The organism is Amphritea sp. 1_MG-2023, from assembly GCF_030547545.1.
GTDB lineage: Bacteria > Pseudomonadota > Gammaproteobacteria > Pseudomonadales > Balneatricaceae > Amphritea.
In genome coordinates this window covers 13,299-37,279 of sequence record NZ_JAUOQE010000030.1, presented here as the reverse complement: position 1 = coordinate 37,279, position 23,981 = coordinate 13,299, and the positions used below count along the sequence as shown (strand labels likewise).

18 protein-coding genes are annotated in these 23,981 nt (G+C 47.1%); 16 read left to right on the top strand and 2 right to left on the bottom strand.

The window, feature by feature from the left end; translation table 11 throughout:
• Positions 1-53 precede the first annotated feature (53 nt).
• A complete protein-coding gene (locus tag Q4488_RS14775; RefSeq protein WP_303581262.1) occupies positions 54-1,469 on the bottom strand; it encodes an acetyl-CoA carboxylase biotin carboxylase subunit in 1,416 nt (471 codons plus the stop codon).
• A 147-nt stretch (positions 1,470-1,616) separates the two neighbouring features.
• Between Q4488_RS14775 and Q4488_RS14770 the strand changes: the two genes are divergently transcribed.
• The 8 genes from Q4488_RS14770 to Q4488_RS14735 all read left to right on the top strand — a co-directional run bounded on the left by Q4488_RS14770 (position 1,617) and on the right by Q4488_RS14735 (position 12,311).
• Positions 1,617-2,582, top strand: coding sequence for a LysR family transcriptional regulator (locus Q4488_RS14770; protein ID WP_303581247.1), 966 nt, complete (start codon positions 1,617-1,619; stop codon positions 2,580-2,582).
• Between the two features lie 388 nt (positions 2,583-2,970).
• Positions 2,971-4,413, top strand: coding sequence for a nitrogen regulation protein NR(II) (locus tag Q4488_RS14765; protein ID WP_303581246.1), 1,443 nt, complete (start codon positions 2,971-2,973; stop codon positions 4,411-4,413).
• A gap of 72 nt (positions 4,414-4,485) precedes the next feature.
• Positions 4,486-5,241: a DUF3465 domain-containing protein gene (locus Q4488_RS14760; protein ID WP_303581245.1), complete on the top strand. Its 756-nt coding sequence runs from the start codon at positions 4,486-4,488 to the stop codon at positions 5,239-5,241.
• 97 nt (positions 5,242-5,338) lie between these two features.
• A complete protein-coding gene (locus Q4488_RS14755; protein WP_303581244.1) occupies positions 5,339-6,325 on the top strand; it encodes an ADP-ribosylglycohydrolase family protein in 987 nt (328 codons plus the stop codon).
• 224 nt (positions 6,326-6,549) lie between these two features.
• Positions 6,550-8,013: a YcjX family protein gene (locus Q4488_RS14750; RefSeq protein ID WP_303581243.1), complete on the top strand. Its 1,464-nt coding sequence runs from the start codon at positions 6,550-6,552 to the stop codon at positions 8,011-8,013.
• A complete protein-coding gene (locus Q4488_RS14745) occupies positions 8,010-9,173 on the top strand; it encodes a TIGR01620 family protein (protein WP_303581242.1) in 1,164 nt (387 codons plus the stop codon). Before Q4488_RS14750 ends, Q4488_RS14745 begins: the two co-directional genes overlap by 4 nt.
• Before the next feature lie 159 nt (positions 9,174-9,332).
• Positions 9,333-10,481, top strand: coding sequence for a branched-chain amino acid ABC transporter substrate-binding protein (locus Q4488_RS14740; RefSeq protein ID WP_303581241.1), 1,149 nt, complete (start codon positions 9,333-9,335; stop codon positions 10,479-10,481).
• Positions 10,482-10,511: 30 nt separating this feature from the next.
• Positions 10,512-12,311: a diguanylate cyclase gene (locus Q4488_RS14735; RefSeq protein WP_303581240.1), complete on the top strand. Its 1,800-nt coding sequence runs from the start codon at positions 10,512-10,514 to the stop codon at positions 12,309-12,311.
• A gap of 51 nt (positions 12,312-12,362) precedes the next feature.
• On the opposite strand, the gene Q4488_RS14730 is transcribed toward Q4488_RS14735, so the two are convergent.
• On the bottom strand, positions 12,363-13,589 hold the full coding sequence (locus tag Q4488_RS14730; RefSeq protein WP_303581239.1) for a site-specific integrase: 1,227 nt from the start codon (positions 13,587-13,589) through the stop codon (positions 12,363-12,365).
• A 423-nt stretch (positions 13,590-14,012) separates the two neighbouring features.
• Here Q4488_RS14730 and Q4488_RS14725 point away from each other — a divergent pair, with 423 nt between their 5' ends.
• From Q4488_RS14725 to Q4488_RS18845, 8 genes are all read left to right on the top strand, one after another.
• Positions 14,013-16,400, top strand: a complete 2,388-nt coding sequence (locus Q4488_RS14725; RefSeq protein WP_303581238.1) for a class I SAM-dependent DNA methyltransferase — start codon at positions 14,013-14,015, stop codon at positions 16,398-16,400.
• Complete coding sequence (locus tag Q4488_RS14720) at positions 16,400-17,710, top strand: restriction endonuclease subunit S (RefSeq protein ID WP_303581237.1); 1,311 nt, start codon at positions 16,400-16,402, stop codon at positions 17,708-17,710. The genes Q4488_RS14725 and Q4488_RS14720 overlap by 1 nt, the downstream gene beginning before the upstream one ends.
• Before the next feature lie 120 nt (positions 17,711-17,830).
• Positions 17,831-18,874 (top strand): YhcG family protein, encoded by a 1,044-nt coding sequence (locus tag Q4488_RS14715; RefSeq protein WP_303581236.1) that lies wholly within the window; start codon positions 17,831-17,833, stop codon positions 18,872-18,874.
• A gap of 5 nt (positions 18,875-18,879) precedes the next feature.
• Positions 18,880-22,134, top strand: coding sequence for a type I restriction endonuclease subunit R (locus Q4488_RS14710; RefSeq protein ID WP_303581235.1), 3,255 nt, complete (start codon positions 18,880-18,882; stop codon positions 22,132-22,134).
• 24 nt (positions 22,135-22,158) lie between these two features.
• Complete coding sequence (locus tag Q4488_RS14705; protein ID WP_303581234.1) at positions 22,159-22,380, top strand: hypothetical protein; 222 nt, start codon at positions 22,159-22,161, stop codon at positions 22,378-22,380.
• A gap of 121 nt (positions 22,381-22,501) precedes the next feature.
• A complete protein-coding gene (locus tag Q4488_RS14700; protein ID WP_303581233.1) occupies positions 22,502-22,765 on the top strand; it encodes a hypothetical protein in 264 nt (87 codons plus the stop codon).
• 53 nt (positions 22,766-22,818) lie between these two features.
• Positions 22,819-23,070, top strand: coding sequence for a restriction endonuclease (locus Q4488_RS14695; RefSeq protein ID WP_303581232.1), 252 nt, complete (start codon positions 22,819-22,821; stop codon positions 23,068-23,070).
• 43 nt (positions 23,071-23,113) lie between these two features.
• The gene (locus Q4488_RS18845) at positions 23,114-23,341 is read left to right on the top strand and encodes a restriction endonuclease (RefSeq protein ID WP_368411584.1); all 228 of its coding nucleotides are present in this window, start codon (positions 23,114-23,116) and stop codon (positions 23,339-23,341) included.
• Positions 23,342-23,981 lie beyond the last annotated feature (640 nt).

The window sequence follows — 23,981 nt, the reverse complement described above, 5'->3', positions numbered from 1 at the left end:
AGGCAGTTGACTAACATTCATTTCATTCGATCAAATTCGGCTGACTAATCGCTTTACCAACCCGCATAGGCGGCAATGGCCGCCGCGGCGGCTAATGCCACCTCACTGGGATGACGTTTATCGGAATAATTCATCAACTCTGGATGATTGGGCACAAAACTGGTATTGAAATCCGCCATCTGGAAATCGGGGTGATTGAGAATTTGCTGGTAATACGTGGCCGTGGTTTTGATCCCGTGTAAGCGCATATCGTCCAGTGCACGCTGACCTCGGGCAACCACTTCCTCCCAACTCAGCGCCCAAACCACCAGTTTCAAGCACATGGAATCGTAGTAGGGTGGAATCTCATAGCCGGTATAGATCGCCGTATCAACACGTACGCCCGGGCCACCTGGGGCGTAGTAGTGAGAGACGCGTCCAAAACTGGGCAGAAAGTCATTTTTCGGATCTTCTGCGTTAATCCGAAACTGCAAGGCAAAGCCGCGATAAGTAATATCTTCTTGACGATAGCTAAGGGGTAATCCCGAGGCGATACGCAACTGTTCGCGAACAATATCGACACCCGTAATTTGCTCGGTAATGGTGTGTTCAACCTGCACTCGGGTATTCATCTCCATGAAATACACCTGATTACCGGTTAACAGAAACTCCACCGTGCCGGCATTTTCATAACCCACCGCTTCGGCCGCTTTTACCGCCAAACTACCGATATACTGCCGCTGTTCCGGTGTTAATTGTGGGCTAGGGGCAATCTCTATCAGCTTTTGATTGCGTCGCTGAATAGAGCAATCTCGCTCATAGAGGTGAATCACATTGCCATGACTATCCGCCAGGATCTGCACTTCGATATGGCGTGGATCGACAATGCATTTCTCCATAAAGACTTCCGCCGACCCAAAGGCTTTGGTGGCTTCAGAGATAACGCGGGGGTATTGTAGCTTCAACTCTTGAGGGCTATCGCAGCGACGAATACCACGCCCACCACCACCGGAGGTGGCTTTTACCATCACCGGATAACCGATTTCATCCGCTAGCTTCAAGGCTTCATCCACATCGGCCAGATTGCCATCGGAGCCTGGCGTAATCGGCACACCTGCCGCGCGCATAGCGTCACGCGCCTGAGTTTTATCACCCATACTATGGATAACGGCTGACTTAGGGCCGATAAAGGCGATACCTTGCTGCTCACACAGCTTAGCAAACTCAGCATTCTCGGATAAAAACCCATACCCGGGATGAATCGCATCACAACCGGTTTCCAGTGCTAAATTGACAATCCCTTGAGGGTCTAGATAGCCTGTCAGCGGATCTTCACCCAATGAATAGGCTTCATCGGCACGTTTAACATGTAATGCGTAGCGATCCGGCTCAGTATAGATCGCAACAGAACGAATGCCTGTTTCCGCACAAGCGCGGATGATGCGGACCGCGATTTCTCCTCGGTTAGCGATCAGTACTTTTTTGATCAGCAGGTCGTTGACCATGAAACTCTCCTTTGCCTTAGTCCCATAAGAATGTCACTAAAGCGTAATGGCATTCTTCGATAAGGAGAAATTGATATTTCTTAGTTTATCTATAAGGTATTACTTATAGATAACTCAACGAGGCTGCATTCAGTGCCACTTTCGATTCAAAATATCGCCGCTCGGCTGACCTTTCGGCAGTTACAGGTGTTTAAAGCCGTCTATAAACGACAAAGCTACAGTAAAGCAGGGGAGCTCTTAGGCTTGACACAACCCGCTGTCAGTAGTCAGATGCGGCAATTAGAACAAAGCCTAGGGCATCCGTTATTCGAATATGTGGGCAGACGCTTATTCTGCACCGCCGCAGGCGAGCGGCTAGCGGAAAGTATCAATAAAATCTTTATCGAATTAGCGGATTTACAAACCGATCTTGCGGCATTACAAGGCAATGTTGCCGGCGAGTTAAAACTGGTGGCGGTCAATACCGCACAGTATATGGTGCCTTATTTGTTACGCGCCTTTCTCGATCTGTATCCTCATGTGAGCGTGCGGGTTAAGGTGGTTAATCGTTCCACCGCACTGCAGCGACTCAATGAAAATAACGATGATCTGGTCATTATGGGGATGGTACCGGCCGATAAACCACTCGTGTCTTTACCTTTTCTCGATAATGAGCTGGTACCCGTGGTACCCGACGGTCATCCGTTACTCACTCAAACGCAACTCACCGCGCAGCAATTTCTCGATAGCAATTTACTGGTACGTGAAGCCGGTTCGGGGAGTCGTCTGGCGCTAGAGCAGCATTGTCAGGAACATCACTTGCGTTTTATGCCGAGCATGGAAATCGGCTCTAATGATGCGGTTAAACACGCGGTCATTGCCGGACTCGGCGTCGCCGTCTTGCCGAAGCTAAGTATCAGTACGGAACTTCAATTGGAGCGTTTGCATATCGCCAAGATTGAAGGTTTTCCGTTACGTCGTAGTTTCTGTATTGTGCACCCTCAGGCGAAGCATCCCACCCCTGCGATGCAAGCATTTCTTGATTATATCCAACAAAACATCAAGCAATTTGAAAAAATATTTCAACTTAATAATCAAGAATCTAAACCAGTTTTTTAAAGTAAAATATTGTATTTTTTATCGCCGACATCGATAACCTTAAACTTGCTAGCAGTACTCGAGGCGGTTGCTTGCTAGCCACCATCGACCGCTTAAAGTCGGCGTTTTTATGGAATCAAAGGTAAAGTGCTTTGAAACACAGCCAAAATAAGGATAATAATCAAGGCGACGGATGGCTTATTAAAATAATGAAAGCCGCAGCAATTCCTATAGAATAGGTTTAAGAAAGATCACATCTAGTGATGAGGGGTTAACTGAGAGCTTGATTAGGCGCTTGACTAAGCACTTGATGAAGTTGATTGACGTTAAGATGACCCTGAGAAGAATCAGCATGATTACACGGCGACACCGCTTTTTTGTTATTCATCGGACTAGTTAAAACACTCATATGATTAAATACGCATTTTTAGTACTCGTACTCTGCTTACAAAGCCCTTGGGCTAGCGCTGCCGTCGATTGGTTTAAAGATGAAGACGGTAAAACCAAATGGCAACATCTAGCCAATTTCAGTAGCGCAAGCCTGATTATCATCCTCTCAATTACCGCCATCTACCTACTCATTTACAGTCGTCGAGCACACCGAGCCAATCGAGAATTAACAACCATTAAGGGTGAGCTAGAGCAGCGTGTACAAGAACGCACCGCGGCCCTTGAAGAATCTAATCAGAAGCTGATACACAGTAATCAGCTACTCGAATCTGAAGTGACACAACACGTTGTTACCTCGCAACAGTTGCGTTCCTCAGAGTTGTATGTCAAAGACATTCTTACCTCCATGCCGTTAATGCTTGTCGGGCTGAATAAAGAGGGGCGGGTAACACAATGGAACAAACGTGTCGAAGAGCTCTCAGGCGTGCCCTCAGAAAAAGCCTTAGGTAAAACACTTTGGGAAGCCTATCCCACCATGACGGTGGTGCCTGAGCATATTCAACAGGCCATTGAAGAAAACAAAATAATTCACTTAAAACAGAGTCTTCGTAGCCTGTCGCACTTCGATATTACGATCTACCCATTGCAGGGACCGGAACTCGGGGTTGTGATTCTTGTCGATGATGTATCGAAAGAAACCACCGCTGAAAACCTACTCATCCACAATGATAAAATGTCCTTTATGGGTGAGCTTGCCTCATCGATGGCTCATGATATTAATATCCCATTGCAATCGATTCTGATGGATCTGAAACGCTTCAAAAATATTATGGCCGATAGCCCGCAAGGGGGCGAAAAAAGCGCCTTGCTGGAATCCATTTACAGCGATATGTCGGATAAGGGCGATCAGGTTTCCAAAATCATTCATAACCTTTTGACCTTCGCCCGCAATCGCAATACAGAAAAGCAGTTGGCCAATATCGTTGATGTCATGGAACATACAGTCAACTTAGGTAAAGAAGTGATCTCTGTTGCTGACGGACTGATGTTTAATCAGGTCAAACTTGAATGGCAGGTTGAATCCGGTTTGCCACAGGTGCCTTGTTATATTACTGAGTTACAACAGGTATTCCTCAGCCTGTTCCGCCATGCGTGTGTTGCTTTGCAGAAAAAAATCGGCACGGATGGCTTTGTCCCCACCATCAAAATCATCTTGTCAGAAAGCTACGATAATATGTGGATCAAGATTCAACATAATGGCGTAGGGCTGAGCAACGAAGAACAGATGAGCCTGTTTGAGCCGTTCTTCAGTAATAGTCAATCGGCTGAAAGTTTTGATACAGGGGAACATCTGTCCTTCTCTTACTACATCATTACTGAACAGCATCAGGGACATATGGCCGTCACTTCAGATCCGGCCGTGGGATCAACCTTCCATATGCAGATCCCAATTACGCGTTAAGTTAAAGGCCGGTTACGTCACCCTCAGCTCAGGAAACGGTCAACTACAACAACACTCGGCAAGGGAGCGCGAATGCCACAGCAGACAGGGACGTTAGCCGTCTGGAAAGACGATCGAGGCTTTGGTTTTATCAAATCATCAGGTCATCCTGACGTATTTGTTCATCGGCGGGATTTCGGCAATATCCCGCGTCGCCCCAAGGTTGGCGATATTCTGACATTCCAACCGATGAAGGATAATCAAGGGCGGCTACGCGCTGCCGACGTGCGGATCGAAGGCGTGTCTCGTCAAACGTCTCGTCAATCATCCAATGCTCGCTTGAAGCATAAGCCGCCTCGGCCCCATTCTCGACAGCAACGCAAACGTTTTAACCCCATATCGGCAGGCATCATACTGATCATCGTCATTGCGCTGCTATCAACAGCCTATCAATCACTGACGCAGCGTTCAGCGCCCTCACTGCCAGCGGACACAGAAACAAGTCGTCTCAGTGTCAGCGATACCCTTATTCAGCAAGCCTATCGTAATCGACAGAGCAATCTTCAGGTAACCGGATCGGGGATCGTCAGCAAAGTGCTTCCCGATGATCGACAAGGCAGTCAACATCAGCGATTTATTCTGCGACTTGCCACCGGTCAGACGATTCTAATCGCTCATAATATTGATCTGGCACCTCGCATTCCGGCACTGAAGCCCGGCGATAGTGTCAATTTTAAAGGTGAATATGAGTGGAATAATCAAGGCGGCGTCGTACACTGGACGCATCTCGATCCTCAAGGACGTCATCAACACGGTTGGTTAGAGCATCAAGGTCAGCGCTATCAATAAATAAACAACGATTCGCGCCTGATGTCGACGGCTACTTAAACGAAGCTATCGCGGCTAATCCCTCAGTGACAACAGACAACAGAGAAGGACGCTTTATATGTCGACCCTAGATAAATTAAGAGGCATGTTGGTTGGCTTAGCCATAGGGGATGCGTTAGGTGCCCCTGTCGAATTTATGCCCCGTGGCACGTTTCCCCCCGTTGCAGGCTATCGCGCCGGCGGACCGCACAACCTCGAAGCGGGCTATTGGACAGATGATACATCGATGGCACTGTGCTCTGGCGCGAGCCTGATACAATGCAATGCCCATGATCCTAACGATCAGATGCAACGCTATCAACGTTGGTATCGGCATGGTTATATGTCGAGTACCGGACGCTGCTTTGATATTGGTAATCAAACACGCAGAGCCATTCAGCGTTTCGAACGCGAAGGTATCGATCTCAACCGAGCCATCCATCCCGATGATATTGACAGTGCCGGTAATGGCGCCTTGATGCGCCTTGCGCCAGTCGCCATCAAATATCATGCTGACGTGGATAAGGCCATTGACGCTGCGGCAGACAATGCCGCGCTAACCCATTCCGATCCTCGTTGTATTGATGCCAATAAAGCCTTCACCTTTTTACTTATCCGCGCCCTCAACAGCACCGATAAAGCTCAACTGCTAGCAACAGAGGCGCTATCGGCCTATTTTTCAGAGACACTGAATACAGAGGTTAACTCAGTGATACAAGGCTCCTATCGTCAATTAAGTGAGCCGCAGGTCGAATCTACGGGCTATGTCGTCACATCACTGGAAGCCGCATTGTGGGCCTTTTATAACGCATCCAGCTTTGAAGAGGGCGCCAAACTGGCGGTTAATTTAGGCGATGATGCCGACACTATCGGTGCCATTTATGGTCAAATAGCCGGTGCTTTTTGGGGATATAGCGCCATGCCGAAGGCGTGGATAACAGCACTGCATGATGCTGCACGGATTATTACCGTGGCCGATTTATTGGCTGACGGTATCACCGATCAGCATCTCGAAACCTTAATCAAACACGCAACGATTCCGAGGCTGACAATTGATACCCTCTGATGCTTATTACCTAATAGCCGTTGCATGAAACTGACAGCATCAAACACCGAAACCATTTCCAAGGCTGACGATTGATACCCTTTGATGTTTATTACCTAACAGCCATTGCATGAGACTGACAGCATCAAACACCGAAACCATTGCGAGAGGTGAACGGTTTGAATAACATGACTCAATGAGGCAACGATAAATACGCAGCCGATACGCTTAACATTAAGGATCGTATGAAAGACTCCGATGGATTCGTCTCCAATATTTTCAAAAAGCCGTTGAAATCCGTTATACACAAGGCGGAAGAGGGCGTGAGTAGCGCCGCTGTGCAGATCGAAAAACTTCGAGATCAGCGTTTCTGTATCGGTATCACCGGCTTAAGTCAAAGCGGTAAATCAACCTTTATTACCAGTCTCATTAATCAGTTACAGCAACATGAAGCGGCAAACTTACCCGGTTTTTCGCCCGTACTCACGGATCGCTTACTGGGCGTTAAAATTCACCCGCTGGATGCGCCCGAGTTACCGCAGTTTCCTTATGAGGCCGCCTACCGTGGCTTAACGAATTCACAACCTCAGTGGCCTGCATCCACCGTGGATATCAGTGGCTGTTTGTTGGAGTTAAGGCTCGAAAATACAGCTTCTCGGCTAAACCCTTTTCGTCGTCAACAGTTTTCACTCTATCTCGAAATCCGCGATTACCCTGGCGAATGGTTACTCGATCTCCCCTTACGAGAGATGAGCTATGCTCGATGGTGCGCTCAATGTAGCGCACAATATACTCAACCCCCTCGCGTTGAATTATTAGGCGACCTGCTTGATGATCTGCAACACATTGATCCACTGTCTGAGGTTGATGAAACCCATCTGCAAGCGCTTCATCAGCGTTATGTTCACTTTTTAAACGCCTGTAAACGTAACCATCTGAGTTTAATTCAACCGGGACGATTTCTCCTGTCAGGGCAGATCGAGGATACCGAGATTCTCTGCTTTGTACCGCTGTTAAACTGCGGAGACTATAATGCAGGGCAACTCAATAGCGCACCTAAAAACAGCTACTATAAAGTATGTCAGCGGCGTTATCAGCGTTACATCAAAGAGTTGGTCGAGCCTTTCTATAAAAAGTTTTTCAGCCGCATCGATCGTCAATTAGTGTTAGTCGATATCATCAGTGCGCTTAATGCCGGGCCTGAATATATCGACGATATGCGTCAAGCCTTGGCCAATATTACCGATAGTTTTGCGTATGGCAGACGTCATAAGCTATTACAACTGTTTAGCCCTAAAATTGATAAAGTCATCTTTGCCGCGACGAAAATTGATCAGGTGTTATCGGAAGACCATGAAGCGGTGCGACAGCTATTAGCGGTTATCGTCAAACAGGCTTACCGCAATGCTCAACATGAAGGCATACACCCGATTTGCGAAGCCACTGCGGCGGTGCGCTCGAGTAAAGAAATAAAACATGAGAATCAGCAAGGCATTAGTGGCTTCGGGGTAGAGGGGACACCGATCGGTTACATTCACCCTAGAATCCCCAATCGAATTCCCGAGGGCGATGAATGGCGCCCATTTCAGGAATGGAAGATTCCCCCGTTAAATCCTCCCAAAGGCATCTCTTATCAAAATAATGATGCAATCCCCCATATCCGTATCGATTCAGTGCTCAATGCACTGATCGGAGATAAATGCATATGAGCAATAAATCCTCAGATAAAGAGGCTTCACCTAAGATTAAAGAGGCTTCACCCAAGATTAAAGAGGCTTCACCTAAGACTAAAGAGGCCTCATCACGCACATCAGGCCAGCATTTTACGCCCGCAGATGAGCGCAGCGAAACAGCATCCAACAGTGACAATCCTCGGCAGGCAAAGCACTTTATGCCGACACCGGAGGAATGCCTAGCCGAAGCCCCCGAAACCATTACCGCAGGGGAACGCTTACCCCATATATCCGAATATTCAGGTATTCAACTGGACGCCTTGCCCATAAAAGGGTTGCGTAGCTTTGTCGTCATCTCATTGATGCTGTTTGCCGTCTTACTCGGATGGGACATCTACGATCTGTTTCGTCAAACGTTAGAGATTCACTGGATAATAGCGAGCGCCTTTGTCGGCTTGATTATACTCGTTGGTGCCTTGGGTATACGCCTATTGTGGCGCTATACCCGCGATCGGGAAAACCTAGAAACGCTTAACCGCCTAAAAACGGAGGCTCAACGATTAACCACGGCCAACGATTTTGGTGATGCGGACGCATTCATTCAGCAGTTACAAAAATTCTATGCCAATAAACCTCAGGCACTCTTTTATCAGCGCTGTCTCGAGCAACTGCCCGATTATAGTAATGATCGTGAAATAATCGAACATATCGAACGCGTTTTTATTCAATCGCTCGATAAAGAGGCGATGCGTCGAGTCTCCGCCTTTAGCTTGCAAACCGGTGCAGCGGTCGCCATCAGCCCTTGGGCCTCACTCGATATGCTGCTATCGCTGTGGCGCAACCTGAAAATGATCGATGACATCGCGCAAGTCTATGGCGTGCGACCTTCGCTGCACAACCGCTATAAACTCCTTAAGCAGGTACTACATCAACTTATTTTTGTTGGCGCATCCGATGTGGCTATCGATCAGCTGATGAATGAATTTGGTACCGCCACCTTCACGAGCATTGCCAGCAGCCGTATTGGGCAAGGCCTTGGCGCGGGTATTTATACTGCACGTATCGGCATTGCGGCCATGGCTGTCAGTCGTCCCATAGAATTTAATAGCGTTAACAAGCCTCAAGTAAAAGCGTTAATTTCGCCCATGATCAATCACCTAAAAAACCTTATAAAGCCAAGCAATACCGTTGATTGAGTCTTATATCGTTATGATTTATCGTCATTTCAGGTGAATTCAGTGTCATATAACTATACTTACATGATAGGGTCGAATTATGTCTAGTAACGCGAGCAGCGCTATCGCGACAGATAATGACGGCCTAAAACACCTAAAACAAACCAGAGAAATACGCCATTGAGTCAGCCAACACATCCGTTTCGACATTCAGCTTTCAAGCCCACTTTGCCGACCCTGTTCGCATTACTTTTATGGCTCTGTTCAATCAACGTCCAAGCAGACAATCCACCGGCCGTCATTGCTATTGCAGGGCCGATGGCGGGATCGAGTCTGTCTATCGGTCTTCAATATCGCGCGGGTGTCACCGCCGCCATTCAGAGTTTGACTGAAGATGGCATGCTGTTAGGGCGAAAGATGACTATTTCATTGCATGACGATAACTGTAATGCCGAAATAGCCGCGAGCCTTGCTGAACAGATAGTGCTGACGCCTCCTGCCGTTGTTATTGGGCACTCTTGTTCTGCGGCAACCATCGCAGCAGCGCCTATTTATGCAAAACATAACGTGCTTGAAATCACGCCGGCCTCGACACACCCACAGGTGACAGAGATGGGGATCAACTCGATTTTTCGTATGATTGGCCGAGATGATCAGCAGGGAAGCATGGCCGCCGACTATATCGCTCGACATTACCAAAACAAACACATTGGCATCGTCTACTTCCCCGGAGAATACTCAAAAAACTTAGCTTTATTGACGCTGAGTGAATTAGAAAAGCGACAGATTAAGCCGGTTAAAAGCATTCAGACAATAGCACTTTCAGCGTCCTATACGAAGGTGATTGCTGAGCTATTATCCGCAGATGTCGATGCGCTCTATATTGTCGGTGGCGGTTTAGATACCGCTATCTTTCTCAAGGAGGCTAGACAACTCGGCGCGAAGTTCAAGGTTATCGGTAGTGACACATTCGTATCGAACGTTTTCATTAAAACCGCAGGAGAGGCTGCCAACGGTAGCGTTTTTACATTCCCACCTGAAACCGCCAAATTGCAGAGCTCGATGCCTGCTCAGACAGCTATACGAGCACTCGGACAGGAGCCTGCTGGATATACTTTATTGGCCTATGCAGCGACGCAAGCTTGGATTTTAGGTGTTCAAAAAGCGCAGTCATTTGAAGCTGAGCAGGTTGCCAACGCCTTGAGAGCCGCCCCCCTGGAAACTATTTTAGGGCCGATATCTTTCGATGCCAAAGGTGATATTATGACGTCTTATTCACCGTTTTCTTGGTATATTTGGACAGACGGGAAGAGAGCAGTAGTGAACTAAGGTCTTTAAATAGAGTTAGGTTGTTTTCACATGGAAAGAGCTTTATCAGCTTTAAGCAACTTAAGTATCCGTGCCAGCCTCCTGTTGGGGTTTGGCACAATGTGCGTCATCTTAATTGGCTTAACCATCACCGCACTGATCGCCGCCGATAGAGTCGGTGCTTCTTTAGATAATATCCTCTCGGAACGTATCCCGACGAGTATTGAAATTTTACGTGTCGCAAAGGCGGCTGATGCGCTTGTATCAAGCGCATCGCCATTAGGTTTCGATCTATCAAATACCGAAGAGCTGAAAGCTTTCAACGACTTAGAAAAGAAACTTAATACCTTTAAAGAATCAATAGATTCGCTCGATAAAACCCAAAGAGAAGTGTCTGCTATTCATGATTTAGCGTTCTCATTAGATGAAAACGTACAAACACTGAAATCGATTGTACGCCAACGTCGTGGTATTGAAGCGTTACGTAATCAACAACACGATCAGGCATTATTAAATCAGCAGAACTTTCAACAAAGCTTAACCTATCGCATACGCATACTGCAGAGCGACAGTAGAGTAATTGAACACCTCATTTCACAACCGAATCCTCCCTTATCACAAACGGTTACTTTAATTCGAAGTGTCAGTAAGGCCATGCCCATCGCGCAATTTTACGGGGCAATAGAATCCTTACACAGTAAACTACAGGTCGCCAGTAAAGCAGAAACAAAGATCGCTCTGCTTCACGACGCGAACATTTTGGAAGCCATCTTAAGTAATTCTCAAAGATATTATCAAGATTTACCGTCGAGTCTAGTCGTTGAGCTTGAAGCGCCATTTAATGAATTACATCGTTTGATTAAATCCGATAACGGCGTACTTAACTTGCGCAGCAAAGAACTCTCTTTGCTTACCGAAGGACGGATTATTGTACAGAAAAACCAAGAACTGACGAAGCAGATAGAGCTTCAAGCGGAACAACTGGTGACCTTTGGTGTGCAAACCATTGATGAAGCAAAAATAGAAGCCAATAATACCCGCAATCGCTTCTTTTTGGTCATGTTATCTATCAGCTCTATCGGTCTGATAGGCTTAGTATTCCTGATGTATTTTCATATCCATCAATACATCATTGCTAGATTAACCTGGCTGAGCCAATCCATACAGGAGGTCGCCGCAGGCAACCTCGATATTGACTTACCCCCCACCGGCAATGATGAACTAGGCCGCTTAGGGCATGCGCTTAAGGTTTTCTGGTTAAAAACAAAAGAGACGGCAGTAAGAGAAGCGCAACTACGTGAAAGCAATCAGGCGCTGCATCTTGCAAACTGTCAGTTATCTGAGCTGTCCGTCAAAGATTCACTCACGGGGCTATATAATCGAAGACGCTTTGATGAAGCGTTAATCCAAGAGTGGAATCGTACTGGGCATATTCAACAGCCCATCTCGCTGATCATGATTGACATCGATCTGTTTAAAACCTACAACGATGTGTATGGACATCAGGAAGGTGATGAGTGCTTGCGACAAGTGGCTACTGTGTTGCAAAATAGCGCCCGCCGAGCCAGCGATTTAGTCGCCCGATACGGCGGAGAGGAGTTCTGTATTATCTCGGCCTATAGCAACTTAGCGCAGGCTGAACTCATTGCGGAAGAGATTCGTTGTAATGTAGAAGCACTGGCAATCAAACACCCTAGCGCTAGCGGCGGTGTGGTAACGGTCAGTGTCGGCTTTGTCTCATTAATCCCGGGGCAACAGCAAACAACGCCGGATAGTTTTTTGCGCATGGCGGATAAAGCGCTATATCTGGCCAAAGAAGCGGGACGAAACTGCATTAGGAGTATTCCCTAAGCTTTTTCAGCCGTCATCGTTGTTGGCACTGACAATCAGTGCGCGCTAGCGTTATACCTCTTGCCCCTTGGCACTGGATGCGCGCTCCATGTTATCGGAATCCACATACAGCTCATCGGTTGTTCTAATGCTCCCATGACCTAGATCTGCCTGTACATGCGCCAGGTTACGACCGGCAGCCACTTCCATGGAGGCACCGGTATGACGCAACCAATGAGTCGTTGCCGCGCGTAACTCCGAGGCTTCAACCTCAAAACCATCCTTTAATAGCGCATGACAACCTTCTTCCAGGGCTGACTCGACAATATTCCTCAATTGACGACTACCAATGCCGCGATGTTTAACCCGTGAATCCACCACCGGCTCGGCTGAATCTTTAGCGGGAAGAGGGGTTAACCCTCGATGTAGCCGATAGCGTTTGAGAAAATCTAAATACTCATTGGAGATAGAGACATCGCGTTCCTTAGAACCTTTACCATAAGTACGAAACCACCAATTACCCTCATGATCTCGATGAAAATGAGACATCACCGGTAACCAATTCGGCCTTTCAGAAAGCTCTGAAATACGCAGCTTAAGCGACTTAAGCGTAGCAACCACAAACAAGGTTCTTTCATGCTGAACATCAGTATCGGCCATCGATTTAGCCGCACTGAGTAGGTATTCCCATTGCAATTCAGATAAGCGACGCGCGGTATTAATGCCGGTTTCCTGACGCAGATAGGGGCAGTTTTTCTTCACAATCGGAATATGGTTGCCGGGGGCATAATCTTCCGCCATTAAGTAATTAAAAAACACACTGAGATTAGAGAACAACCCCTGCCACGATTTGGTATTGAGACGACCTTTACCCGCGCCCGCCAGCCGAAAAGGCCGCCACTGTGGATTGGGCTGACGCACACCTTCAACCATTAAGAAGCGCCGCTCGATACTCACCGTCTGCCAGTTTGGATCGGGCTTGGCGACAAAATCGGTGTACTCTTCCAAGTCACTGCGGCGCAGCATCGCCACCGAACGTCGTTTAATCAACCACGCCCACAGCAACAAACGTTCGGCATCGCCTCTAAATTTATCGTAAGTGTCTTGGCTCTTTTTGCTATAACTGGTGAGAAACGCCTTGGTATAACGATAATCATCGATAGCACCGTCAACATCAACACCGAGCACAAAGGCTTCTACCGCCGGCGCTTGATCAGGAAACAGTACATTTCGCGGGATCTGATTAAAGTGTTTAGCAGAATCAAACAGCGGCATGCCCGCAAAGCTAGATGTCGACACAGGGAAAACCTTCAGGTTATTAGCAATCAAGCCGGTGTTTATCGACGGGGTTAGGGTGCAAGGCAACCGTTTTTCAAACTATTTTTTATAAAAAAACCTTTAAAAACAGTAGATTGCTATGGCATAAACCGCGATTAAACACACCCCGATAAGCTATCATCTGACGTATTCACAAGCAAGACTGTTCTTCGACTGAAGCCGCTCTTTGTGCGACACCGCCTCAACCGATAAAAGGCCAACAACAGACACCGAACAGGGCTAAAGTAGCCAGATTAGGCATAAAGCGCCGTCATCGTTTTGCGCCTCTCTTCTTAAACGCAGAACGCTGTAGTACACTGATTCTTAATCAAAAAAGAGGCAGTGGACGCTTCATCTCTTTCCCCGCTGGCTCTGCTAATACGTTTTATAAGGCAAAGCTATTTCATGACTAACTTCTCTCAAACAGCGGCATTCATCTGGTCTGTGGCCGATCTTCTGCGTGGTGATTTCAAACAGAGTCAGTATGGGCGGGTGATTCTGCCGTTTACACTGTTACGTCGTTTGGAATGTGTACTTGAGGCCGATAAACAAGCGGTTTTGAGCGAATGCGAGAAGGTGAAGGGCATGAACCTGCCTGAGGAAGCCGCTGACAAGCTGATTCTGCGGGCAACCAGTCAAAACTTCTTTAACACATCCCCCATGTCACTCGATAAACTGGGGGAAACGGGAATTAAAGACAACCTAGATAATTACATTCAGTGTTTCTCCAAAGACGCCCGCGAGATCTTTGAATACTTCAAGTTTGATGAGTTTGTCGGCCTGCTGAGTGATGCCAACCTGCTATATAAGGTGGTACAGAAGTTTGCCAATACCGACCTGAGTCCTGACGCTATTTCTAACCATGAGATGGGCTTGGTGTTTGAAGAGCTGATCCGCCGTTTTGCTGAGAGTTCAAATGAGACCGCAGGGGAACACTTTACCCCACGGGATATTGTCCGTCTGACCACGTCGCTAGTGTTTATGGAGGATGATGACGCGCTGACGAAAGACGGCATTATCCGCACCATCTATGACCCCACCGCAGGGACAGGCGGCTTCCTGTCGAGTGGTATGGAATATGTACATGAGCTCAATGCCAATGCGGTGATGCGTGCCTTTGGGCAAGAGTTGAACCCCGAGTCTTACGCTATCTGTAAAGCGGATATGCTGATTAAAGGGCAGGATGTTAGCCGTATTAAGCTGGGCAACACGTTATCAAACGATCAACTCTACGCCGATAAGTTCGACTACATGCTGTCTAATCCACCGTTTGGCGTGGACTGGAAAAAGGTCGAGGGCGACATTAAGGACGAGCATACCCTGAAGGGCTATGCTGGCCGTTTTGGGCCTGGGCTGCCACGGGTGTCGGATGGCTCGCTGCTGTTTCTGATGCACCTGATCAGTAAGCTGCGCGATACCTCGATAAACGAGTCAGGCGTTGCTGAAGGCGGTGGCCGTATCGGCATTATCCTCAACGGTTCGCCTTTGTTTACCGGTGGCGCGGGAAGTGGTGAGAGTGAGATTCGCCGCTATATCCTCGAAGCCGATCTGTTGGAAGCGATTATCGCCTTGCCGAATGATATGTTCTACAACACCGGCATCGCGACGTATGTTTGGGTGCTGTCGAATAAGAAATCAGCCGAACGTAAAGGTAAGGTACAGCTGATTAACGCCGTCAACCTCTGCGGTAAGATGCGTAAATCGCTAGGCTCTAAACGTAATGAGATGAGCGCTGACGATATCCGTATGATCACCCGCTGTTTCGGTGGTTTTGAAACTATCGATAATCAGTCGCTGGATAAACCCGCCGAGCAAAAGAGCAGTCGAGGACGCCAAGCGGCCAACCCCAAAACCGAGAGCGCCAAAACCTTCTCCAGCAAAATATTCGATACCACCGACTTCGGCTATCGCCGTATTACCATCGAGCGTCCATTGCGGTTATCCGTACAGATCAGTGATGAACGCTTGGAAGCACTGCGTTTTGCGCCGAAACCCTTTAATGCGCCGATGCGCTGGATCTGGGAACAATTTGGCTCAAACTGGAACGAAACAAATTATGGGGCGCTGGCAGAACAAACTATCGAGATCAGGGCCGAGATTAAAGCCAGCTACCCTGAGCTGAAAGAGAAACAGATCAAAGAATTGCTGGACAGCAAACTCTGGTTGTTCCAAAAAGCGTTGCTCGATAAAGCCCAGACACTGCAAACCCAACTAGCTGAACAGATGGGCGAGGGCGTAATCATCACTGGGCAGTGTAATGATTTCAACGAGTTCGACGCACAACTGAAGCTCGCGCTTAAAGCCACAGGCATTAAGCTGGATGCCAAAGAGAAGAAACAACTGCTGGATGCGATTAGTTGGAAGAACCCTGACGCGCAGCCTGTTATCCGTCGCTCCTCGGCATCCATGCCGTCGCGACATACCGTTCATCCTGAACATAAAAAAGGTGATTCACACTACGGCCTCTATTTAGTGAATGGCAAGTATGTGGAATATCAGCCCGATGGCGACCTGCGGGATAACGAAAACGTCCCGCTCGATCCCACGCAGCCCACTGAAACCCTGATAGAAAGCTACTTCGAGCGTGAAGTGGCTCCTCATGTGCCCGATGCGTGGATCGATGCGAATAAGCGCGACGCCAAAGATGAAGAGATCGGTATTGTCGGCTATGAGATCCCCTTTAATCGGCATTTTTATGTCTATCAACCTCCTCGTAGCTTGGAAGAGATTGATGCTGAGTTGGAAAAGGTAAGCTCAGAGATTATGGAGCTGCTGCGGGAGGTGCATTCGTGATGAAATATGAACAATATTTAGATTACGAGTATTCAGGTATTGAATGGTTAGGCAATGTTCCCAAACATTGGGTTACCAGTCGGCTGGCCTATACGTTTACAGATAATAATGCTGGCGAAGTTATTGATAAAACATTTTGGGGAGATGGTTCAGAAGTACTATACACTTGTAATAAAACTTCTCTCAAATCAGACTATTCGACTTTCCCACAACAGAAACGAACATCAGATAGAGATTTGCTGCTTACTAGAAATGGGACTCCTTATGTACACCTACCCGTAAAGAATGCAATTTACTCAAATGTTGTTCAAAGGATAACTTTAGCTACAGGTTTCGATCGTAGGTATTTAGCGTTTTGTTTGGGTAATAGTGCTTTATATTTAAAGGGCTATGGTGTTTCTATTGAAAGCTTTAACTTTGACATGTGGAAAAGCTTATCTTTTTCATACCCTGAACTAGAAGATCAGAGGATCATTGTAAACTTCCTCGACCATGAAACCGCCAAGATCGACACCCTGATCGACAAACAGCAGCAACTGATCAAACTGCTGAAAGAGAAGCGTCAGGCGGTGATCAGCCATGCCGTTACCAAAGGTCTAAACCCCGATGTCCCGATGAAAGATTCAGGTGTTGAGTGGTTGGGTGAAGTGCCTGAGCATTGGGATTTAAAGGCAATTAAATATTGTGTCGATAGTGATTCAGGGATTCAAATGGGGCCTTTCGGCGGGATGCTTAAAAGCCTTGAGGCGAATCCAACAGGCTACAAAGTTTTCGGACAAGAAAATACTATTTCGGGAGACTTTTCTAAAGGAAGCAGATGGATTACCGCAAAGCGATATAGTGAATTAGAAAACTATCATCTATCTGTTGGTGAGATCGTGCTTACTCGTAAAGGTAGCTTGGGAAACGCTAGATTGATATCACAACTTAACACGAAAGGAATAATTGATTCAGATACTATTAGGGTGAGAGTCGATCAAAGAACAATCATGCCAGGTTTATTAGCATTTTTACTTCATAGTTCAAGCTACGTAGAAGAGCAAATTACACGAAACAGGCGTGGCGCGATTCTTTCAGGATTAAACTCAGAGACAGTTGCTAACCTTAAATTGCTGGTACCTCCAATCGCAGAGCAAAGACGTTTAATGACATGCCTTGCCGATATAGAACAGCATTTCGACGAAGTGCTTCAAAAAGCTAATCTGGCTATCGACCTGCTTACAGAAAAGCGAATAGCCCTAATCTCTGCCGCCGTCACAGGCAAAATAGATGTGCGCAACTTCAAAGCAGGCGATACGTATGCGGCTTAGTCTAAGCTGCTCGGCAATATTGCTTTTCGTCAGTTGGGGCGATCGCTTGACGTTATCTCTGTTTGCGATTAAGCCGCGCGATTGGACAGCGATCATTAGCCCTTGCAAGGTTGTAAATAAATGAGTCAGACACCCCAACTACCTGACAATATTCCGCCGCTATTTAAACAGATTCGTGGTTTGATTGATCAAGCGCGGCAACGGGCGGCGGTAGCGGTGAATGCCGAGCTGACCTTGCTGTATTGGCATGTGGGTCAAGCGATTCATACCCAGGTGCTTAAAGAACAACGGGCGGAATATGGTAAACAGGTTATTGCAACGCTGGCCAAGCAGTTAACAGCGTTGTATGGAAAAGGTTGGGGCAAGCGCAATCTGATGAATATGGTGCGCTTTGCAGAGCTGTTGCCCGAACAACACATTGTGCAGACACTGTCTGCACAATTAAGCTGGAGCCATTTTATCCAGCTGCTGGCGTTGTCAGACCCTCTGCAACGTGAGTTTTATACGCAGATGGCCGCGCAAGAAAACTGGTCAACTCGGGTGCTCCGTGAGCGTATCGACAGTATGTTGTATGAGCGTACCGCGCTCTCCAAACAGCCCGAAGCGACCATTCTTGATGACCTGGCACAACTTGCCGAGAAGGGCGATCTCACGCCTGCTTTATTGTTAAAAGATCCATACGTACTGGATTTTTTGCAGCTGAATGATCGCTATCTGGAAAAAGATTTGGAAGATGCCATTTTGCGTGAGTTAGAGCAGTTCCTGCTAGAACTGGGCGCTGGCTTTACCTTTATTGCTCGACAAAAGCGTATTCAGATCGATGGCGATGATTTTTATATCGACCTGCTATTTTATAATCGCAAATTAAAACGCCTGATCGTTATTGATCTGAAGCTGGGCCGCTTTAAAGCCGAAGACAAAGGTCAGATGGAACTATACCTGCGCTGGTTAGCCAAGTATGAACAAGAAACCGATGAATTACCGCCATTGGGCATTGTCCTTTGCGCGAGTAAAAAACAAGAACAGATAGAGCTGTTAGAGCTGGATAAATCCGGTATCCATGTTGCGGAATATTTAACGGTATTACCGTCCAAAGAACAGCTCGAAGCCAAACTGCACAATGCGATTGAAAACGCTCAAAAGCGCCTAGCCACACGGAAATAAATGCTATGAATAAAGCACAAGAATGTGTCTTTCAGGATGATATTATTCGCCAACTGGTCACTCACGGCTGGTTGCTCGGTCAACCCTCGGGCTATAACCGTAAGCTGGCGCTGTATGAAGAGGACCTGCTCGGTTTTGTGCATGAGACTCAGCCTGAACAATGGCAAAAATACGGCAAACTCTATCCGCAAAACCCTGAACAACACTTCTTGGAGCGGGTAGCTGCTCAGCTATCTAAGGCTGACCCGAATGCCGCCAGCAAGGATCTGCGAACCTTTGGTACCTTGGGCGTGTTGCGTAATGAACTCAAAGATCGCGGCACTCGTTTTCGTCTCTGCCAGTTTAAGCCTGATCATAATCTCAATCCTGATACCTTAGTGCGCTACCAGAAGAACCGTCTACGGGTGGTGCCTGAATTAGTGTATAGCCCTTATGCCACCGAGGCGCATCTGGCTGAAACAGGTAAACAGGCCAAAAAATGGCGCATCGATCTCGTGTTGTTTCTTAATGGCCTGCCTATCGCCACGCTGGAACTGAAATCTGAGTTTAAGCAGGCGATTAATAATGCGATCAAACAATACAAACTGACCCGCCTGCCGAAAGACCCCGTGACCAATAAACCTGAACCGCTGCTTACCTTTAAACGCGGCGCGTTGGTGCATTTTGCGGTAAGTCAGTATGAAGTTTATATGGCGACAAAACTGGAAGGAGAGAACACTTTCTTCCTGCCGTTCAACAAAGGCACTGCCGAGGGCGCGGCGGGTAATGATGTTCCTGCTGATCCGAATGAGTATGCCACGGCTTACCTGTGGAATGAGGTGCTGGCCCCCGATAATCTGCTGAAAATTTTAGCTAAGTTTGTTCATCTGCAAATCGACGATAAAGAGGACTGGCAGGGTAAAAAGAGCAAGAAAGAGACCATGATCTTCCCCCGTTATCATCAGTGGGATGTCGTCAATAAACTGGTTGGGGATGCTCGTGACAACGGCCCAGGCCATAAATACTTAGTGCAACACAGTGCGGGCTCGGGTAAATCAAACTCTATCGCGTGGACCGCTCACCAACTCGCCTCACTGTATGATGCTAAGGGTAATAAACGCTTTCATTCGGTGATTGTGGTCACCGACCGTACCGTACTCGATGATCAGCTACAGGACACCATCTATCAGTTTGAACATGCCGATGGTGTGGTCGGGCGAATCAATAACAAAGAGGGGCAGGGATCTAAATCAGAAAAACTGGCCAGCGCGTTGGAAGATGCTCAGCCGATTATTATCGTGACCATTCAGACCTTCCCCTTTGTGCTTAAGGCGATTGAGAACAGCGTCAACCTGAAAGCGCGTAACTATGCGGTGATTGCCGATGAGGCCCATTCATCCCAGTCAGGCTCGACGGCGCGTCAGTTGAAAGAAGTGCTGATGACCGACTCGACCGAGCCGATTGATGATGAGTTAACATCAGAAGATATTTTGGACGCTACTATTAGCGCCCGAAAAGGCTCACAAAACCTCAGTTATTTTGCCTTTACTGCTACGCCTAAATCGAAAACCTTGGAACTGTTTGGCCGCTCACCCGAACCTGACTTGTCTGCGTCATCCACCAATAAGCCCGAGGCTTATCATGTTTACAGTATGCGCCAAGCGATTGAGGAAGGCTTTATCCTCGATGTGCTGAAAAACTACACCAGTTACAAGGTGGCTTATAACCTTGCGGAAAAAGCCCGAGAGCAGGATAAAGAGGTGGATAGCAAACGCGCCAAGGTCAAACTGAACCAATGGGTGCGGTTGCACGATTACAATATTGCGCAAAAAGTACAGGTGATCATCGAGCACTTTAAAGCCAATGTAAAAGGCCTATTAGGCGGGCAAGCGAAGGCGATGGTGGTGACCAGTTCCCGTAAGGAAGCGGTACGCTACAAGTTGGCGTTTGATAAGTACGTTGCTGAGAACAAATACAAAAACATCACAGCGATGGTCGCGTTCTCAGGCGAGGTAGAGTTTAACGAGAATGACCCTAATACCACGGGGCTTATCGGTGAGAAGTTTACCGAAAGCAATATGAATCCCGCGCTTAAAGGGCGTGATATGCGTAAGGCTTTTGATGCCGATGATTATCAGGTGATGTTGGTTGCCAATAAATTTCAGACAGGTTTTGACCAACCCAAGCTTTGCGCCATGTACGTAGATAAAAAGTTGGGAGGCGTCGAATGTGTGCAAACCTTGTCACGTTTGAACCGAACTTATCCAGGTAAAGCCGAATCAGGCACCTTTGTGTTGGATTTCTTTAATGACCCTCAGGACATTCTCGACGCCTTTCAGCCCTATTATCAAACCGCTGAACTCACCGACGTTTCTGATCCCAATCTGGTTCATGATCTCTGTGAGAAGCTTAAAGCGCAGGGTATTTTTACTTGGCGTGAAGTCGAACAGTTTTGTACTGCCTTCTTCGTTCCGAATAAGAGCAATGCGGCCATCAGTAATATCTGTAAACCGGCCGTCGAACGCTGGCAGAAACGCTATGCTTCTGCGATTGATGCCTACAAGCAAGCCAAAGATATCTTTGAACGAACCAAGCATACTGGAGATGCAACGCTGATCGCCAATGCCGAAAATAGTTTTACAGAGTGCAAGCAGGAAAAAGACAGGCTAGAGATCTTCAAGAAAGACCTCGGCAGCTTTGTTCGCTTTTATGAGTTTATGTCACAGATTGTCGATTATGACGATAAAGAGCTGGAAAAACTCAGCCTGTATGCGCGCCACCTTCGGCCCATGTTGCGGGAAAAAGTCAGTGACGATGATGATGTCGATCTGAGTAACGTCACCCTGAGTCATTACCGCCTGTCGAAGATTCGTCAGCAAGATCTTAAGCTGAAAGAGGATGCGCCCGATTACACCCTCGACCCGAATACCGATATCGGTTCTGCCAAAGCGAAAGATAAGAAAGAGGAGTTTTTGTCGGTTATCCTACAGCGCCTTAACGAGCTGTTTATCACCGACAACCTCACCGATGACGACATGCTTAACTATGCCCGTACCGTAGCGGACAAAATAGGGGAGAACGATAGAGTCATGCATCAGATTCGTAACAACTCCTCTGAGCAAGCTTTTCTCGGCGACTTCCCTCAAGCGGTTGATGATGCGGTGATGGATAGTTCCGATGCCCACCAGAATCAGATGATGCAGATATTGAGTAACCCGCAGGTAGCTCAAGGGTTTGCACGAGTGGTGTTTGATATGCTTATCAATAACAATAAACTATAGTTATCAACTAGTTACATAAACAATATGATAATTCACGTTACCAAGAAACTGGCTGATAAATTACTCAAAGCAGGCTTTGATGTGCCTGCTAAGTTAGACAATAAGCCATCCCTGCTGGGTGACTGGCATGCCAATATCACGACAATTCAACGCCGACAGTGCAGCGTGTTTACCCATGATCAAACCCGTTTTACAGTCGCCTTAACAGGCGTCACCCTGAAAGAGATCAAAAATCTGGATTGGTGATTGAGCGATATACTGGGCAATACCATGCTAAAAATGGGCTACTACCGAGGATTTCTCGGTAGTTCGCCTAAAAGGTAAGCGACAAGTCAAAAGGCGCCTGAAACATTTCAGCTGTTCGCTAATGAACGCGAAGATGGTTTATCGTCTATTTGGGGTGCGCTGGAACAAAGCGTGTTTGGCGAACCGGCTTAGCAGCCATTACTTTAAAAATACCGATAAGGCTCAACGTTTTCTGGATAAAAGCTCTGAGGAGATTCAGCCGTTTGTAAAAGATCGAATAGCTTTGAGAGCCGCCGAGCCAAAAGCCAGGAAAGCAGAAGAAGGGCGGCTTGATGAGTCTTCTGATCTTTTAATGGAAAACAATCAAACCCTCAAGAAATACTGAATACAGCCCATGAGAGCATCCGCCAGTCTACTTACGACCAAATTATAGATACGGTGCTCAGTAAAACAGCAGCAGAGTTTGAAGGTTTAGTTGTTAAGCTGATGAAGCTGATGAAGCTAATGGGCTATGGCGGAGAAGTAAAAAACGCAGGAACGGTCATACAAGCCTCAAATGATGGCGGTATTGACGGGATGATTAAAGAAGATGTGCTCGTGCTAGGGAAAATTCATATCCAGGTTAAGTGTTATGCAAGGAATAACACCGTAGGACGCGAAGAAGAAGTTCAGCAGTTTATAGGCTTATAGGCGCTCTGGCTCTGGCTCTGGCTCTGGCTCTGGCTGTAGCTCAATCCAACAAAAAGGCGTCTTCATTACCACGTCGTCATACAGTTCTGGCGCGGTTGCTTATGTTGAAGGTCTCAACGGCGCAACCAACTTGGTTTTGATCAATGGTGAGCAATTGACTAAGTATATGTATGACTACAGCCTTGGCATGCAAACTAAGCAACATATCGAAATCAAAGAGATGGATTCTGATTTCTGGGATGGAATGCAGAACGACTCAAAGATCAGCTAAAAAGAAGTAATGGGCAGCGTGCGCTAGGTTGCTCTTTACGACACATTACCCGCGAAATAGAATTCTTCGAAGCTCTCCGCACGAAACTCAAACCTATCAACATTAATGAGTAATAAAGCCTTATTCGGCATGAAAGTATGTAGGGTTAGTCACAAGTACTTAGATACTGAGTGCAGGAGTTTCAAGTTCAACTGAAACCACAAAAAAGGTAGACACAGGCAGCCTATAAATAGCCTCATTACCAGTAGTGTCTACTACTGGTAATAGGATGTATCGTCTAAAATGGCTTATTTCATGCTGTTTATGCTTAACGCCTCTGTATGATGATCTCGCACCTTAACCATGTCGTTGATTTCATCGCCCACTGAATTTCTATCCAGTTAACGACCTTCAAGCCACAATCAATGTCTTGGCTTCAATGTCACAACAGCAGCTGCACTGTAAACCTCGCGCGACTTCCTTTACGCATAGATCTTAAACCAATGTTCTTAAATGAATGCTCTTAAACCAATGTTCTTAACATCAATATGCTGAAGCCATCAGGACAATCGCAACGCCAATCGCAACGCGCATGGCTCTCTGTCAGTGATTAATCTGCCAATCAGTCCGACAATCAATTCATCAGGTGATCTATGCAGAT

Coding starts and splice junctions, on each gene's coding strand:
- Q4488_RS14700 (WP_303581233.1), top strand. CDS start 22,502: ATGAACGCGAAGATGGTTTATCGTCTATTTGGGGTGCGCTGGAACAAA.
- Q4488_RS14720 (WP_303581237.1), top strand. CDS start 16,400: ATGAAATATGAACAATATTTAGATTACGAGTATTCAGGTATTGAATGG.
- Q4488_RS14710 (WP_303581235.1), top strand. CDS start 18,880: ATGAATAAAGCACAAGAATGTGTCTTTCAGGATGATATTATTCGCCAA.
- Q4488_RS14765 (WP_303581246.1), top strand. CDS start 2,971: ATGATTAAATACGCATTTTTAGTACTCGTACTCTGCTTACAAAGCCCT.
- Q4488_RS14735 (WP_303581240.1), top strand. CDS start 10,512: ATGGAAAGAGCTTTATCAGCTTTAAGCAACTTAAGTATCCGTGCCAGC.
- Q4488_RS14725 (WP_303581238.1), top strand. CDS start 14,013: ATGACTAACTTCTCTCAAACAGCGGCATTCATCTGGTCTGTGGCCGAT.
- Q4488_RS14705 (WP_303581234.1), top strand. CDS start 22,159: ATGATAATTCACGTTACCAAGAAACTGGCTGATAAATTACTCAAAGCA.
- Q4488_RS14715 (WP_303581236.1), top strand. CDS start 17,831: ATGAGTCAGACACCCCAACTACCTGACAATATTCCGCCGCTATTTAAA.
- Q4488_RS14750 (WP_303581243.1), top strand. CDS start 6,550: ATGAAAGACTCCGATGGATTCGTCTCCAATATTTTCAAAAAGCCGTTG.
- Q4488_RS14760 (WP_303581245.1), top strand. CDS start 4,486: ATGCCACAGCAGACAGGGACGTTAGCCGTCTGGAAAGACGATCGAGGC.
- Q4488_RS14755 (WP_303581244.1), top strand. CDS start 5,339: ATGTCGACCCTAGATAAATTAAGAGGCATGTTGGTTGGCTTAGCCATA.
- Q4488_RS14745 (WP_303581242.1), top strand. CDS start 8,010: ATGAGCAATAAATCCTCAGATAAAGAGGCTTCACCTAAGATTAAAGAG.